This window comes from Streptomyces sp. NPDC005281 (genome assembly GCF_040607495.1).
Classification (GTDB): Bacteria; Actinomycetota; Actinomycetes; order Streptomycetales; family Streptomycetaceae; genus Streptomyces.
Genome location: NZ_JBEXGX010000004.1, coordinates 1 through 15323 on the forward strand (window position 1 = coordinate 1; position 15323 = coordinate 15323).

Sequence of the window (15323 nt, forward strand, 5' to 3'; positions counted from 1 at the left end):
TCGCCAACGCCACCTACTGGTGCGAGGAGTTCCACATCGACGGCCTGCGCGTCGACGCCGTCGCCTCCATGCTCTACCTCGACTACTCCCGCGAAGACGGACAGTGGAGTCCCAACGAGCACGGTGGGCGGGACAATCCCGACGCGGTGGCGTTCCTCCAGGAGATGAACGCCACCGTCTACCGCCGCAACCCCGGCGTCGTCACCATCGCCGAGGAGTCCACCGCCTGGGACGGCGTCACCCGTCCGACGTGCGACGGGGGGCTCGGCTTCGGCCTCAAGTGGAACATGGGCTGGATGCACGACTCGCTGGAGTACATGCAGCACGAGCCGATCCACCGCAAGTACCACCACAACGAGATGTCCTTCTCGATGGTGTACGCCTACAGCGAGAACTACGTCCTGCCGATCTCCCACGACGAGGTCGTGCACGGCAAGCAGTCACTCGTCTCCAAGATGCCCGGCGACTGGTGGCAGCAGCGGGCCAACCTGCGCGCCTACCTCGCCTTCATGTGGGCCCACCCCGGCAAGCAACTCCTCTTCATGGGGCAGGAGTTCGCCCAGGGCGGCGAATGGAAGGAAGCCCACGGACCCGACTGGTGGCTCCTCGACCCCGCCTACGGCGCCGAACCCGACCACCGCGGGGTCCAGGATCTCGTGCGCGACCTGAACACCCTCTACCGCGGCGAGCCCGCGCTGTGGGAACGCGACACCGACCCGTCCGGCTTCACCTGGGTGGTCGGCGACGCCGCCGACGACAACGTCTTCGCGTTCCTGCGCCACGCCGCCGACGGCACCCCGCTCCTCGCCGTCTCGAACTTCTCCCCCGCCGTCCGCCACGACTACCGCCTCGGCGTCCCCGCGGACATCCCCGCCTGGCGCGAGGTCCTCAACACCGACGAACTGCGCTACGGCGGAAGCGGCATCACGGGCCCCGAGCCGGTGAAGGCCGAGGCGATCGGCATGCACGGCCGTCCGACCAGCATCGAGCTGACCCTGCCGCCGCTGGCGACGGTGTGGCTGCGGCCGGTCTGACCCGGACCGCGGCCACACCGGGGCAGGCCCGCCTCAGGAGGAGGCGGGCTTGCCCGACGTGAAGAGCCAGGTGTGGAACAGCCCGGTCAGGTCCTTGCCCGACTCCCGCTCGGACAGCTTGATGAACTGGGCCGTCGTACCGTGCCCCTCACGGTGGCCGGCCGCCCAGGAGCGCAGGATCCGGAAGAACACGGGATCGCCGACGGTGGTGCGCAGCTTGTGCAGGACCATGGCCCCGCGGGCGTAGACCGGTGTCTCGAAGATGTGCTCGCCGCTGCCGGGATCACCGGGCGGGAACGCCCAGAGGTCCTTGCCCGCGGGGGTGGCGTACAGCGCGTCGAACGCCTTCTGCGCGCTCTTGCCGCCGTGCTGCTCGGCGTACAGCCACTCGGCGTAGGTGGCGAAGCCCTCGTTCAGCCAGATGTCCTTCCACCGGGTCAGGGTGACGGAGTCGCCGAACCACTGGTGGGCGCTCTCGTGTACGAGGGTGGGCAGGTCGGGCGCGGAGTCGTACACGGGGCGGGTCTGGGTCTCCAGGGCGTAGCCGACCTGCGGGGCCCGGTCGACGATGGCTCCGGCCGCGCGGAAGGGGTAGGGGCCGAAGAGCTTGCTCTCCCAGGCCAGGACGGACGGCAGCTTCTTGACGACCGGCGCGGCGGCCGCGGCCTCGCGGGGGTCGACCGCGTTGTAGATCTTGAGGCCGTCGCGGGTGGTGTACTGCTCGACCTTGAACGTGCCGACGGTCGCCGTGGCGAGGTAGGCCGCCATCGGCTCGGACTGGCGCCAGCGGAAGGTGGTCCGGCCGTTCGCGGTCCGCTGCCCGAGCAGGACGCCGTTGGCGACGGCGGTGCGCCCCTTCGGGACGGTCAGCGTGAAGTCGTACGACGCCTTGTCGGTGGGGTGGCTGTTGGCGGGGAACCAGGTCATCGCGCCCTGGGGCTCACCCGCCACGAACGCGCCGTCGTCGGTGGGGATCCAGCCGTCGAGGGACCCGTCGGGGTCGGTGACCGGCTTCGGGGTGCCGGAATAGGTGACGGTGACGCGGAACTCCTGGCCTTCGCGCAGTGACTTCTGCGGGGTCACGACGAGTTCCTGGCCGTCGCGGCGGAAGGCCGCCTTGGCGTGGTCGACGGTGACTCCGGTGACCTTGAGTCCGCTGAGGTCGAGGTCGAAGCGGGTCAGCCGCTGGGTGGCTCTGGCGGTGATGACCGCCCTGCCGTCGAGGTGGCGGCTGTGCGGGTCGTAGCCGAGGGTCAGATCGTAGTGGTGGACGTCGTAGCCGCCGTTGCCGGAGAGGGGGAAGTAGGGGTCTCCCGCGCCGGCGGCGCCCACGGTCCCGGCCGCCGTGGCCGGTCCGGCCGCGGTGAGCAGCGCGGCGAGGGCGACGGGGACGGCCGCGACGACGGCTTCGCGGCGAAGGACGGTTGTGCGTCGTGCGGCCTCGTGCGGGCGTGGTGTCACGTTCGCTCCTCCGGTTCGACGGTGATCACTCGCGCACAGCCTACGAGTCCCGCGCCGCGCCGGCCCTCATGATCGGGTCAAGTCGCGCCCCTGCCGCAGGGATCCGTGCCCCGCCGAACGGGCCCGCGGTCCTGCCGAGCGGGCCCGAGCTCCCCCGTGGAACGCGCCGCCGACGTAAGGCCGGTGCCGAGGACGGGCCCGGTTTCCGCCCCGCTCCCTGTTCCCGGACCCGTCCCGGCGGATGGGCCCGGAGCGCTCACACCCAGGGCGGCGGACCGTCCGGGACGAGCTGGTGGACGTCGAAGAGGACGGCGGACTCGACGCCGAGTACCGCACCGCCCATGCCCGTCGCCCAGGTCAGGAACGGCCGCGGCTCGAAGGCGCCCTCGCCAAGACCCTTGGTGTACTCGGCGTGTGCCTCCAGCGAGGCGATACCGCGTTCGAGGGGGTCGCCGGTGACGTCGACGCCGTGGGTGGGCTGTTCCGCCCCGGCGAAGCACACCATGCGGATGCCGTTCCAGGGCTCCAGGCCCTCGTCGGCGAGTTCGGGGAAGATCCAGCGGTTTCCCGCGTCGCGTGCCGCGTCGAGGGCGGCCAGGCCGACCGCCCGGTGGTCGGCCTGGTTGGTCAGGCCGCCGATCATCCGTACCGTGAACGCGCCGGACACCACGATCTCGGGTCGGTGCCGGCGCATCGCGCGCACGATCTCCCTGCGCAGTCCGATCCCGTACTCGACCGCGCCGTCACGGTGACCGAGGAACTCGACGGTCTCGACGCCGACCTGCCGTGCGCCGGCCCGCTCCTCGGCCTCGCGCAGCGGTGCCGCCCGGTCCGGGTGCAGTCCGTCGATGCCGGCCTCTCCCCTGGTGGCCAGCAGATAGCCGACCTGCTTGCCCTGCGCGGTCCAGCGCGCGACGGCGCAGGCCGTGCCGTACTCGATGTCGTCCGGGTGGGCGGCCACGGCGAGACACCGCTCCCAGTCCTCCGGCAGCGCGGCCAGGCCCGTACCGCCCCCGAAGCCTGCTTTGTCCTGTGTGGGATCCATGTCCGGCATGATGGCGCGCGGGGGGCCCGGACCGACAGAGGCGCGCTTTCCGCCGTCACGCGCCGGGATCCCGCGCCCCCGTGTGCCCCGCGGGACCGGGAGCGGTGAACGCGAGGCCGGGACGCTGGCCGAACACCGGGACGCCGTGGTGAAGTCTGTCCACACGTCCGCCGATCCGTCGTCCGGCCGCCGCCGCTCCCCCGGTGGGCGCTGTCGGCCGACGGCGCGTCAGGCCCAGTACAGCGCAGAGGAGATGCCGTGACCACCACCGAGCCCACCTGGAACCGTGCCCCCGTCAGGGTGGGGCTCGTCGGCGCGGGGCCCTGGGCGCGGGCCGTGCACGCCCGGGTGCTCGCCGCGGGACCCGAGACGACGCTGACGTCGGTGTGGGCACGCCGGCCGGAGGCGGCCCGCGAGACGGCGGCCCCGTACGGCGCGGAGGCCGCCGAGACGTTCGAGGAACTGCTCGACGGCTGCGAGGCGGTGGCCTTCTCGGTGCCGCCCGAGGTGCAGGCCGAACTCGCCGTGCGGGCCGCCGAGGCGGGCAAGGCCCTGCTCCTGGAGAAACCGCTCGCGCTCGACCTGGCCGCGGCGCGGCGGCTCGTCGACGCGATCGACGCGTCGGGCGTGGTCTCGCAGCTCGTCCTGACGAACCGCTATCACCCGGCCGTCCGGCGGTTCCTCGCCGAGGCGCGGACCCTGGACGTCTCGGGCGCGCGCTCCTGCGGTCTGAGCGGCGCCTTCCTGGGCGGTGACTTCGCGACCCCGTGGCGACTCGAGCACGGGGCGCTGCTGGACCTCGGACCGCACCTTCTCGATCTGCTGGACGCGGCGCTGGGGCCGGTCGTCCGGGTGCGCGGCGCCGGTGACCCGCGCCGCTGGCTCGAACTCACCTGCGAGCACGAGGGCGGGGCCGTGAGCCAGGCGTCCCTGTCGGGCTCGGTCGAGGTCGAGCGGGGGATCACCCGCGTCGAGCTGTTCGGCCGGCATCCCGAGCTGGTCCTCGACGCCGGAGCCCTCGACCACGAGGAGTCCTGGCCCGTACTGCGCCGCGAGTTCGCCACCGCCGTACGCACGGGCCGGGCGGGAGAACTCGACGCCCACCGCGGGCTGTATCTCCAGACCCTGATCGCCCAGGCGCTGGAAGGCTGAGCGGCCGCGCCCTCGATCACCGCTCCGGAGCGCCCCGGCGCGGCCGTTCAGGCGAAACGGGCGCCGGTGAAGCGTGTGCGGGTGGTGGTGTGTCGACACAGGAGGTGTGAATCTGCCCTTGATCGCGCCCATGCTCGCGACGCCCGGAACCCTGCCGGCAGCGAGCCAGGACCTGCGCTGGGCGTACGAGACGAAGCAGGACGGTCAGCGTGCCGTGGTCTATCTGCACGGGGACGGCGGGCTGACGCTGCGGGCCCGCTCCGGTGAGGACATCACCGCCGCCTACCCGGAACTGCGGGCCCTCGGCGGTGTGCTCGGCACGACCGCGGCCGTCCTGGACGGCGAGGTGCTGGTCCTGGACGCACAGGGCCGGGGCGACTTCCAACTGCTTCAGTCCCGGATGGGCCTCACCCGGTCGCCCGGCAGGGCCGCCCGGCGCGCGGAGCAGGCGCCCGCCCATCTCGTCCTGTTCGACGTCATGCATCTGGGGGGCGACCTGACGGGCCGGCGCTACGCGCGAAGGCGGCAGACGCTGGAGAGCCTCTGTCTCGAGGGTCCGTTCTGGTCGACGCCGACGGCCCTCGTGGGGCACGGCGAAGAGGCGCTGCGGGCGACACGGGCGAGCGGCCTGGAGGGGCTGGTCTGCAAACGCCTCGACTCGCTGTACGAGCCCGGCGTGCGTTCACGTTCCTGGATCAAGATCCGCAACATGAGGACCGCGGACGTCCTGGTCGGCGGCTGGGTGCCTGGCAGGGGGCGTCTGTCGGGACTGCCCGGTGCCGTGCTCGTGGGCCAGCGCGACGCGGGGAGGCTGTGCTACGTCGGGAGCGTGGGCACCGGATGGAGCGAGGCCGAACGCGCCGAACTCGCCCGGCTGCTGCGGGCCGCCGGCACGGACCGCTGCCCCTTCGACAGCCTCCCCCGGGCGGCCGAGGCGCACTGGGTGCTGCCCCGGCTGGTGGGCGAGGTCCGCTACAGCACCCGCACCCGGGCCGGCCTGCTGCGCCAGCCGTCGTGGCTGCGGCTGCGTCCCGACCTCGCTCCCGAGGACTCGGCGGCAGACCTCCCGTAGGCGGGGCCGGTGCGCGCGTACGTGAAGGAGCCGGCCGCTCGCGGCGGTCGGCTCCTTCGCGTCCCGGTCAGGTCCTGCCGGGTCCGCCGCTGCCGAAGGACCCGCTGGATCCCGGTTGCCAGCGCTTGCGGTGCTGGTCATCGGCGTGTTTGGTTCCCGCGGAGTGCATGTTGTACGGCATCAGCCGTTCGCTCTCGTCCGCGGCGTGCGGGACCTCGTCCGGTTCCCGCATCTCGCGCTCCTCGTGCACCGCCCCGGTCTCGGGCAGCCTGGGCTGCTCCTCGGCCGTGGGCGGGCGTGATTCCAGATTCCGCACCCGGATGCCCATCCGGACGGCCCAGACGAGGGCACCGGCGATGATGAGGCCGCCGATGAAGGCTGCGCCCGCGTTGAGAGACGAACTCGCTGCGATCAGATCTTGGCTCGCGGTGTACATGGTGTTCGCGTACCCCCAATACCAGGGGAAATCTGCGTACTGGCCCGTCAGCGACGGCCATTCCATTGTATTCCGGATCAATCCGGACGCTACGCCATGAGCCAGAGCGGATCATTCCGGACGGTGCGCCGCGCCTCCGGACCTGATCATTCCGGACGGTGCGCCACGGCCCCGAACATCGTCACCGACATGTGCAGGCCGCCCTGCCGTGCGGCTTCCGTGAGGTCCTCGTACAGGCGGTCGCGCTGCGTCTCACCGATCAGTCCGCGGCTCAGCGCCGAATCGCCCAGCATGCGGATGAGCGGCCAGGCGACCGACTTGTGGTCCTGGAGCAGTGCCTGCGACCCACGGTCGTCGATCACCAGCCCGGCGCCCGTCAGCCGTCCCACCAGTTTGCGTCCGGAGTACGGGTCGGCGGCCGCCGACAACGCGCCGGTGGTGAGCGCGGCGATCGTCTCGGGGTCACCGGGGTGCAGGATGGTGGTCGCCCAGTCGGTGTCCAGCAACGCGACCCGTCCGCCGGGACGCAGCACCCGCGCTATCTCGAAGACGGCCTTCTCGGGTTCCGCGAGGTGCTGGAGCACCCGCTCGCACCACACGACGTCGACCGTGGCGTCGGGCAGCGGCAGGGCGAGCGCGTCGCCGTCGGCGAAGCGGGCGGCGCTGCGCTCCTCGGTCCCCCGCTGTTCGGCCACGGCACGCAGCCCGGGGTTGGGTTCGATGCCGAGCACCCTGCCGCGGGCACCCACGGCCGCCGCGAGACGCCGGGTCTGCGAGCCGGTGCCCGCGCCGATGTCGAGCGCCCGCTCTCCGGGCCGTACGGCAAGTGCCGCGTGCGCCCACGAACGCAGGCGCTGTACACCGTCATTGACGTCCTGGGCATCCAGGGCGCCCACCAGACGGCCGGTGCTGTCCGCGCTGATGTTCTGCGCGTGGAAGGCCGACGTAGGCCGTGTGTCCACCATGGCCGTCACTCTAGGACCACCATGGTCGTTTTTTTGATTCAGATTGTGTAACGCCTCAGGGCCGGTGAGACAAAAGCGAGCACAAGCACCGCCATGATCACCAGTAGGCCTCCGCCGGCGATCGCGGCGGGAGCTCCGAAGGCCGAACCGGCCGTCCCGTGCAGGACGTCGGCGACGCGCGGGCCGCCCACGACGACGACGGTGAAGACGCCCTGGAGCCGTCCGCGCATCTCGTCGGTTGAGGCGGACAGCAGGATCGCGCCACGGAAGACCATCGAGACCATGTCGGCGACCCCGGCGACGGCGAGGAAGGCCACGGCGAGCCACAGGCTGCCGCTGAGGCCGAACCCGGCGACGGCCGCCCCCCAGGCCGCGACGGAGACGATGACCATCAGCCCGTGCCGGCGGGCGCGGGAGAAGGTGCCCGACAGCAGTCCGCCCACGACCGCGCCGACGGGGATCGCCGCGAACAGCAGTCCGAGCGCGAGCCCTTCTCCGTAGGAGGCGTACGTCTCGGCGGCGAGCTGCGGGAACAGGGCGCGCGGCATGCCGAGGACCATGGCGATGATGTCGACCAGGAAGGACAGCAGCAGCACCTTGTGCAGGGCGATGTATCGGAAACCGGCCACCACTTCGCGCAGGCCCGCGCGCTGGGAGGCCGTTCCGGTGAGGGGCGGCAGCGGGGGGAGCCGCAGGACGGCCCACAGGGTGACGCACAGGGCGACGGCGTCGATCATGTAGAGCTCGGGCAGCCCGATGAGGGGAATGAGCGCGCCGGCGAGCATCGGCCCGGCCACCGAGCCGGTCTGCATGACGGTCGCGCCGAGCGCGTTGGCGGCGGGCAGTTCGTCGGCGGGGACGAGCCGGGCGATGGACGCGCTGCGGGCCGGGGAGTTGAGGCCGAAGAACGCCTGCTGGAGGGCGAGCAGGACCATCAGGACGAGCACCGAGTCCAGTCCGGTGACGGCCTGGGCCCAGAAGAGCAGCGAGGTGACCGCTATGCCGGCGTTGGTGACGAGGAGCAGCTTGCGGCGGTCCACGCTGTCGGCGATCGCTCCGCCCCACAGGGCGAAGACCACCAGGGGCAGCAGGCCGGCGAGGCTCGCGTAGCCGACCCAGGCCGAGGAGCCCGTGATGTCGTAGATCTGCTTGGGCACGGCGACCGCGGTGAGCTGGCTGCCCACGGAGGTGACGGCGGTGGACGTCCACAGCCGGCGGTAGGCGGGGCGGCGCAGCGGCCGGGTGTCCATGGCCCAGCGGCGCCATCCGGAGCTGTGCGGCTGCCCGGTCTCCGTCCGCCCGCCGGGCGGCCGCGTGGCCTCCGCGCTTCCGCCGGGCGCCGGGGCGCCGTTGTCCGTGCTGCTCTCGCTCGTGTCCACGCTCATCCTGGTTGCTCGATACATCTTTCGATCCGGGGATCACTATGGCCGAGCGTGGGCGGCTCGTGTCCCCCGGGGGACCGGATTGGTGCACGGGGCGTCCGGGCCCGGGGTCGGTCGTACGGGCCGTGCACGGCGCTCCGGGACGGGTACGGCCGCTCAGGCGCCGGCGATCAGCGTGGCGCCCATCGCGATCATCGTCGTGGCGACCAGGCCGTCCAGTACCCGCCAGGACCCGGGCCGGGCGAGGAAGCGGCCGAGCAGCCGGGCGCCGAAGCCGAGGGCCGCGAACCAGCACAGGCTGGCGAGCACCGCGCCCAGCCCGAACGTCCAGCGCAGCGACCCGCGACCGGCCGCCAGCGAGCCGAGCAGGAACACGGTGTCGAGATAGACGTGCGGGTTGAGCCACGTCAGGGCGAGGCAGGTGAGGACGGCACGGCGCCAGGAGCCCGTGGATCCGGTCGCCGCCCGCAGGGCCGAGGGCTTCAGCGCCCGCCGTGCGGCGAGCACCCCGTAGACGACGAGGAAGCAGCCGCCGATCAGTCCGACCGCGGTGAGCGCGGCGGGCCAGGCCACCACGACGGCGCCGACCCCGCCGACCCCGAGCGCGATGAGCAGCGCGTCGGACAGGGCGCAGATGGCCACCACGGCGAGGACCGCGTCCCGGCGGACGCCCTGGCGCAGGACGAAGGCGTTCTGCGCGCCGATGGCGACGATGAGGGAGAGTCCGGCGCCGAACCCGGCGGCCGCGGTGGTGAGGGCGTCTGTCATGGCTTCGACGCTAGGAAGCGGACTGCCAGAAGTACAGCTAAAGATTCTTACGTATCATTAGCGCTCGTGATGACGGAACTTCCGCTCGACCAGGTGCGCACCCTGCTCGCGGTGGTCGACGAGGGCACCTTCGACGCGGCGGCCACGGCCCTCCACGTGACGCCCTCGGCGGTGAGCCAGCGGATCAAGTCCCTCGAACAGCGCACCGGCAGGGTCCTGCTGACGCGGACCAAGCCGGTGCGCCCGACCGAGTCCGGCGAGATCGTGGTGCGTTTCGCGCGCCGGCTCGCCCGCCTGGAGCGCGACACGCAGACCGAGCTCGGCATGCCGGGAACCGGCGAGCCCACCCGGCTGCCGATCGCGGTGAACGCCGATTCGCTGGCGACCTGGTTCCTGCCGGCGCTCGCCCGCGTGCCCCACGACCTCCGGCCGTGCTTCGAACTGCGCCGCGAGGACGAGGACCACACCGCCGCCCTGCTGCGTGAGGGCGCGGTCATGGCGGCGGTCACCTCGTCGTCCGAGCCGGTGGCAGGCTGCTCGGTCCGTGCCCTCGGGCGGATGCGCTATCTGCCCGTGGCGAGCCCCGGCTGCGCCGAACAGTGGCTCGGCACCACGACCGGCACTCCCCTGCGCGAGGTGATCGGCTCGGCCCCCGTGGTGACCTTCGACCGCGACGACGACTTCCAGGACGACTTCGTCCGCGCCCTCGCGGGCGGTCCCGGGGCGAGCCCGCTGCGCCATCTCGTCCCCACGTCGGAGGGGTTCGTCGACGCCGTCGTGGCCGGAATGGGCTGGGGCATGGTGCCCGAGGTCCAGGCGGAACCCCTGCTGCGCGCCGGCAGGCTGGTGCGCCTCGTACCGGAACGCGGTGTCGACGTCCCGCTGTTCTGGCAGCAGTGGAAGCTCGATTTCCCCGCCCTCGCCGCGGTGGCCGAGGCCGTGGCGGCCGTCGCCGCCGAGAGACTGCGGCCCGCACCGGCCGCCTGAATCACCCGCCTCCGGACAGCTACCGAACCGGGCCCGAGCCGGTATGTTCACGCAGGGCACATTCGGGCGCGGCCGGAAGGAACGGCCTCGCCTCCCGGTGCCACGAAGGACGTCGAGGTGCGGTGAACGACCTGAGAGGCGCATTCTTGCTGTGTTACCCACCTGGCGGCGGGCGGACGAGGGCAGATCGATGACAGGGAGCGCCGAGCGTGAGGGCCGGGCGCTGGACAGCCTGGCCTCCCTGCTCAGTGACGCGGTGACGGACGCGATCCGGGCCGCCCGCGGCTTCGCGGGGGGCGTCTATCTGCGCTCCAACACCCCCGGCCTGCTGCGTCTCGCCGTACTCGCGGGGCTGCCCGGCCCCCTCTTCCGGCCCTGGTCGCGTATGCACGTGGACCGGCCGTTCCCGGTCGCGGACGCCCATCGCCTCGGCGTGGAGGTGCTGCTCGCCGACCCGGCGGAGACGATGCGCCGCTATCCGCAGCTCGCGGCGGGCCTCCCGTTCCAGTTCGGTTCGCTGTACGTGCCGGTCGTGGGTGACTCCGTCTCGTACGGCGTCCTCACGGTGCTGCGCCCGCCGGCCTCCGACGCGACCGAGGTCCTGCCGGACCGTGACCGGATGACGGCGGTGGCGGCGGAGCTCGGGGCCGCGCTGGCGAAGCTGGACAGGGACGGGTCCCCGGTCCTGTGGGACGGCGAACCCCTCGGGACCAGGCCGCCGGTCGACGGCCCGTCCACCCGGTGCGTCGGGGGCTTCACCTGGGATCCGGACGACGGCGCGCTGATCGCGGACGACGCCCTGTGGGCCCTGCTCGGCATCTCCCAGGAGGATTTCGCGGGGACGCCCGAGGCCTTCGCGGACGCCCTGGCCCACGACGAACCCCGGCTGCTGCTGGCCGCCCTGCGCGAGACCGCCGCCGGCCGGCCGCCGCCCCATCCCCTGCCGGTACGCACCGGCAACGGCGGGCTGCGGCTCCTCGAACTCTGGACGACGGGTGGAACGGACGACCCGCCGTACCGGGTCAGCGGCGCGCTCGTCGACCCGGGACCGGGGCCGGCCGCCGACGGGGCGGCCGACCAGCTCCCGGAAGGCGTCTTCGCGATCGACCGGATCGGGCTGATCACCTACGCCAACCCGCGCGCCGCCGATCTGCTCGGCCGCCCACGGGCCGAGCTGCTGGGCCGGCTGCTGTGGGACGTGGTGCCCTGGATGGACCATCCCTCCTACGAGGATCATCTGCGCAGCGCGCTGCTCTCGGCGGACCCGGTGCACTTCCGGGCCCACAGCCCGCTGGGAAACGGCCCCGCGACCGCTTCGGGACACCTGTCGGGAACCTGGCTGAGCTTCTCGGTCTACCCCGGCCCCCGCGGGGTGACCTGCAAGATCACGCCCCTGGGACCGGCCCCGGGAGCCGCCGGAAACGCTCCGCTCGACGTGGAGGCGACGCAGGCCGTACGGGCCGGGGCCGAGGAGCCCGACTCCGGTGTCTCGGGCACGGCACCGCAGTACCGGCCCATCGTCCTCGCGATCGCGCTGACCGAGGCGGTGACCGCGCGGCAGGTGTCCGAGGTGGTGATGCGCGAGCTGCTGCCCGCGTTCGGCAGCCGCCGTCTGGCCATCTATCTGCTCCAGGACCGCCGGCTCTACCTGGCCTGGGAGACCGGCTTCCCGCAAGGGTTCCTCTCCCCCTTCGACGGCGTGGGCCTGGACGCCAAACTGCCCGGGGTCGAGACGCTCACCAGCGGCCGGCCACTCTTCTACGAGTCGATGGAACAGCTGGCCGCCGCCTATCCGGGCATCGCGCTGGACGCCACGGTCGGGGCCCGCGCCTTCCTTCCCCTGATCGCCTCCGGGCGCCCGGTCGGCTCCTGCATCCTCGGGTTCGACCGGCCCCGCACCTTCAGCACCGAGGAGCGTACGGTCCTCACCGCGCTCGCCGGCCTGATCGCGCAGTCCCTGGAGCGGGCTCGGCGCTACGACAGCGAGGCCGCGCTCGCCCGCGGACTCCAGGAGGCCCTGCTGCCGCACCGGCTGTCGGCGCACCCCCTCGTGCAGACGGCGGGCCGCTATCTGCCCGGCACCGTCGGCATGGACGTGGGCGGCGACTGGTACGACGTCGTCGAGGCCGGCGACGGCCTCGCCCTCGTCATCGGCGACGTACAGGGCCACGGCGTCCAGGCCGCCGCCACCATGGGTCAACTCCGCAGCGCGGTGCGGGCGTTCGCGCTCGGAGACCATCCTCCGGACGAGGTGATGAGCGGCACCAACCGGCTCCTCATCGACCTCGACCCGGGCCAGTTCGCGAGTTGCTGCTACGTCCGGGTGGACCCGTTGACCGGTGTCGCACAGGCCGCGCGGGCCGGGCATCCGCAGCCGCTGCTGCGCCATCCCGACGGCCGTACGGAGGTGCTGGACCTGCCGGGCGGGGTGGTGCTCGGTGTGGACCCGCACGCCGACTACCCCGTGACGGACCTGGTGCTGGAGCCCGACGCGGTGCTCGCCCTGTACACGGACGGGCTGGTCGAGCGGCCCGGCACGGACATCGACGACGGGGTCGAGGCCCTTCGCGCCACCCTGGCCGAGGTGGGCCCCCCGCGGCACCTCACGGCGGGCGGCCCTTCCCTGTCCCGCGCCGCCGATCTGCTCACCGCGGAGGCCCGGCAGGCCAACGAGCGCCCCGACGACATCGCCCTGCTGCTCACCACCCGCAGGCCGCCCCCACGGGGGTGAGCGTCAGTAGCCGACGCCGTCCGGGCCGCCCGTGGTGACGCGGCCCGGCCGATGTCAGTGGGCCGCGTCCAGGCGGGCCCGCTGGTCCGGGGTGAGTTCCAGGTCGACCGCCGCCAGGTTCTCCTCCAGCTGGGCCACCGAGGAGGCGCCGGCCAGCGGGATCACCGGCAGCTCGCCGCCGATCTGCCAGGCCAGCACGACCTGGTTGAGGGTCGCCCCCGTCTCCTTCGCCACGTCCCGGAGCACGGCGAGCCGGGCGGCGTTCCCCGGGTGGTCGTAGTCGGACGACAGCGGTTTGTCCGCCCGTCCGTACCCGCCCAGCAGCGGCGAGTAGGCGACCAGGGTCAGGCCGGGCTCCGCCCCCAGATAGCTGACGAGTTCTCCGGTCGCGGCGCCGAGGCTGCCCTCGGGGAAGAGCCCGCTCGGCACGTCGGAGCGGGGACGCAGCAGGCTGTGGTGGTACTGGAGGACCTCGTAGCCGGGCAGTCCGGCCGCGGCGGCCAGGGCCCGGGCCCGCTCCACGCGCCAGACGGCGTGGTTGCTCACGCCGAGGAGTCCGACGCTGCCCTCCGCGACGAGTTCGGCGAACGCCCGCACGGTTTCACCCGGTTCGACGGTGCGGTCCTCGATGTGCGCGTACAGAAGGTCGATCTTCTCCACACCGAGGCGTTCCCGGCTCCGCTCCGAGGCCTCGCGGATCACCTTGGCGGACAGGCCCTCGGGGTTGCCGACGTAGTCGGTTCCGGGGGCCAGCGGCCGTGCGCCGAGCTTGGTCGCGAGGACGATCTCGTCGCCGGTGCCCCGGCTGCGCCGCCAGCGTCCGAGCAGTTCCTCGCTCTGCCCGCCCTGGCCGCCGTCGGTCCAGAAGGCGTAGTTGTCGGACGTGTCGATGAAGTTGCCGCCGGCCTCGACATAGCGGTCGAGTACGGCGAAGGACGTCTCCTCGTCGGTCACCGAGCCGAACAGCATCGCGCCGAGCGCGAGCACACTCACCTCACGGCGGGTCCCCGGGTCCGTGCCGATCGTGCGGTAGCGCATGGTGTCCCCTCCCGTTCGGGCCCGAAGTCCCCGGGCCCGAACGGGAGTCTGGTCGTTGGAGTGCTCTTGAGGTCAAGCCTTGGCGAACGGCCCCTCCAGGGCGGCCCACTGCAACAGCATGATCGTCTTGGCGTCGGCGATCTCCCCGGTGCGGATCATCGACAGGGCTTCGCGGAAGGGGAGTTCGACCGTCTCGATGTCCTCTCCCTCCTCGTCGAGGCCGCCGCCCTCGTGGGTGCGGGTGGACGGACCGTAGGAGGCGGCGTAGAAGCTCACCCGTTCGGTCACCGAGCCCGGACTCATGTAGACGTCGAAGACGTGCTCGACCTCCCCGACCGTGTGCCCGGTCTCCTCGATCACCTCGCGCCGTACCGCGTCCTCGGGGTGCTCGTCGTCCTCGTCGAGGAGGCCGCCAGGGGTCTCGACCAGCATGCCGTCCGGGTGTCCGTTGACATACACGGGATACCGGAACTGCTTGGTCAGCAGCACGGTTTCACGCTCGGTGTCGTACAGCAGGAGGGTGGCTCCGTTGCCGCGGTCGTGGGTCTCGCGCTCCTGGGTGCTCCAGCTTCCGTCGGCGAGCCGGAGATCGAACGTGGTGGTGCGCTCCACGTACCAGTGGCAGGACAGGAGCTGGACATCGCGGATCCTGACCCGTGGGTTGCCCGTCAGGTCGCGGCCCGTCCGGTCGAGTCCTGTGCGGCCCCGGCGGTCGGGGGTGTCGATGCCGGCGGTCACCGCGCGCGGGCCGGGCGGGCAGGGGAGTTGTCGTCCATGAGCCCTGTCTACCATCCCGAGACCAAGATCCTGGTCACAGCGGGGCTTCGCCCGTTTAGGCTCACGGCATGGAACAGACGGAGATCATCCTGCGCGCGATCGGCGTGCTCACCGAGACCAACGCCATGGTGCGCAGGATCGCCCAGGACGAGGAAGCCGGGGTCGAGTCGGCCGAGAACAATCTCGGCGCTCTCGTCACCGAGGTGTTCCCGCGCGTCGAGGTGCCGGGCGACGCGGGACCCGCGGAGGCGGGGCAGGCGGTCGCGGACGCCTATCTGCCCGCCGCCATCTCGTTGGTGGGCGCCTTCGCCTTCCTCTTCTCCGAACTCGCCGACCTCCACGACTCGGGGCGGACCGACGTCACGACCGCCGACCTGCTCCAGGATCTCGCCCTGCGGATGTCCCGGGCCGACAACGCCTAAGGGCTGTCCCGGGGCACCTGGCTCGCCCTGCCGACCCCGTGGCGCGGACCGGC

Annotated in this window: 14 protein-coding genes; 6 read left to right on the plus strand and 8 right to left on the minus strand. The window is 72.6% G+C overall.

Annotation, left to right across the window (positions count from 1 at the left end):
• The coding region (glgB, locus tag ABZV42_RS07050; RefSeq protein ID WP_356051071.1) for a 1,4-alpha-glucan branching enzyme at positions 1-1034 on the plus strand (1034 nt) is incomplete at its 5' end.
• A gap of 33 nt (positions 1035-1067) precedes the next feature.
• Here the strand turns inward: glgB and ABZV42_RS07055 are convergent.
• Positions 1068-2495, minus strand: coding sequence for a M1 family metallopeptidase (locus tag ABZV42_RS07055; protein WP_355979946.1), 1428 nt, complete (start codon positions 2493-2495; stop codon positions 1068-1070).
• 256 nt (positions 2496-2751) lie between these two features.
• Positions 2752-3540 (minus strand): PIG-L deacetylase family protein, encoded by a 789-nt coding sequence (locus tag ABZV42_RS07060; RefSeq protein ID WP_355979949.1) that lies wholly within the window; start codon positions 3538-3540, stop codon positions 2752-2754.
• Between the two features lie 258 nt (positions 3541-3798).
• Between ABZV42_RS07060 and ABZV42_RS07065 the strand changes: the two genes are divergently transcribed.
• Together ABZV42_RS07065 and ABZV42_RS07070 are read left to right on the plus strand one after the other, a co-directional pair.
• Positions 3799-4692 (plus strand): Gfo/Idh/MocA family oxidoreductase, encoded by an 894-nt coding sequence (locus tag ABZV42_RS07065; RefSeq protein ID WP_355979952.1) that lies wholly within the window; start codon positions 3799-3801, stop codon positions 4690-4692.
• Between the two features lie 130 nt (positions 4693-4822).
• Positions 4823-5764 carry an ATP-dependent DNA ligase gene (locus tag ABZV42_RS07070; protein ID WP_355980409.1) on the plus strand — a complete coding sequence of 314 codons (942 nt, stop codon included), beginning with the start codon at positions 4823-4825 and terminating at the stop codon, positions 5762-5764.
• 67 nt (positions 5765-5831) lie between these two features.
• Here ABZV42_RS07070 and ABZV42_RS07075 read toward each other — a convergent pair whose 3' ends face one another.
• The 4 genes from ABZV42_RS07075 to ABZV42_RS07090 form a co-directional block, all read right to left on the minus strand.
• Positions 5832-6200, minus strand: coding sequence for a DUF6479 family protein (locus ABZV42_RS07075; RefSeq protein WP_329297826.1), 369 nt, complete (start codon positions 6198-6200; stop codon positions 5832-5834).
• A gap of 146 nt (positions 6201-6346) precedes the next feature.
• On the minus strand, positions 6347-7165 hold the full coding sequence (locus ABZV42_RS07080; protein ID WP_355979955.1) for a methyltransferase domain-containing protein: 819 nt from the start codon (positions 7163-7165) through the stop codon (positions 6347-6349).
• 38 nt (positions 7166-7203) lie between these two features.
• Positions 7204-8568, minus strand: a complete 1365-nt coding sequence (locus ABZV42_RS07085) for an MFS transporter (RefSeq protein ID WP_355979958.1) — start codon at positions 8566-8568, stop codon at positions 7204-7206.
• 135 nt (positions 8569-8703) lie between these two features.
• Entirely contained in the window at positions 8704-9315 is a 612-nt protein-coding gene (locus ABZV42_RS07090; RefSeq protein WP_355979961.1) for a LysE family transporter, read from the minus strand.
• 66 nt (positions 9316-9381) lie between these two features.
• Here ABZV42_RS07090 and ABZV42_RS07095 point away from each other — a divergent pair, with 66 nt between their 5' ends.
• Both ABZV42_RS07095 and ABZV42_RS07100 read left to right on the plus strand, forming a co-directional pair.
• On the plus strand, positions 9382-10302 hold the full coding sequence (locus tag ABZV42_RS07095) for a LysR family transcriptional regulator ArgP (RefSeq protein WP_355979963.1): 921 nt from the start codon (positions 9382-9384) through the stop codon (positions 10300-10302).
• A 190-nt stretch (positions 10303-10492) separates the two neighbouring features.
• Positions 10493-13033 (plus strand): SpoIIE family protein phosphatase, encoded by a 2541-nt coding sequence (locus ABZV42_RS07100; RefSeq protein ID WP_355979966.1) that lies wholly within the window; start codon positions 10493-10495, stop codon positions 13031-13033.
• A gap of 54 nt (positions 13034-13087) precedes the next feature.
• Here ABZV42_RS07100 and ABZV42_RS07105 read toward each other — a convergent pair whose 3' ends face one another.
• Both ABZV42_RS07105 and ABZV42_RS07110 read right to left on the minus strand, forming a co-directional pair.
• Positions 13088-14071, minus strand: coding sequence for an aldo/keto reductase (locus ABZV42_RS07105; protein WP_356051073.1), 984 nt, complete (start codon positions 14069-14071; stop codon positions 13088-13090).
• Positions 14072-14143: 72 nt separating this feature from the next.
• Complete coding sequence (locus ABZV42_RS07110) at positions 14144-14809, minus strand: NUDIX domain-containing protein (protein WP_356051332.1); 666 nt, start codon at positions 14807-14809, stop codon at positions 14144-14146.
• A 107-nt stretch (positions 14810-14916) separates the two neighbouring features.
• Between ABZV42_RS07110 and ABZV42_RS07115 the strand changes: the two genes are divergently transcribed.
• Positions 14917-15270, plus strand: coding sequence for a hypothetical protein (locus ABZV42_RS07115; protein WP_355979973.1), 354 nt, complete (start codon positions 14917-14919; stop codon positions 15268-15270).
• Positions 15271-15323: the final 53 nt, after the last annotated feature.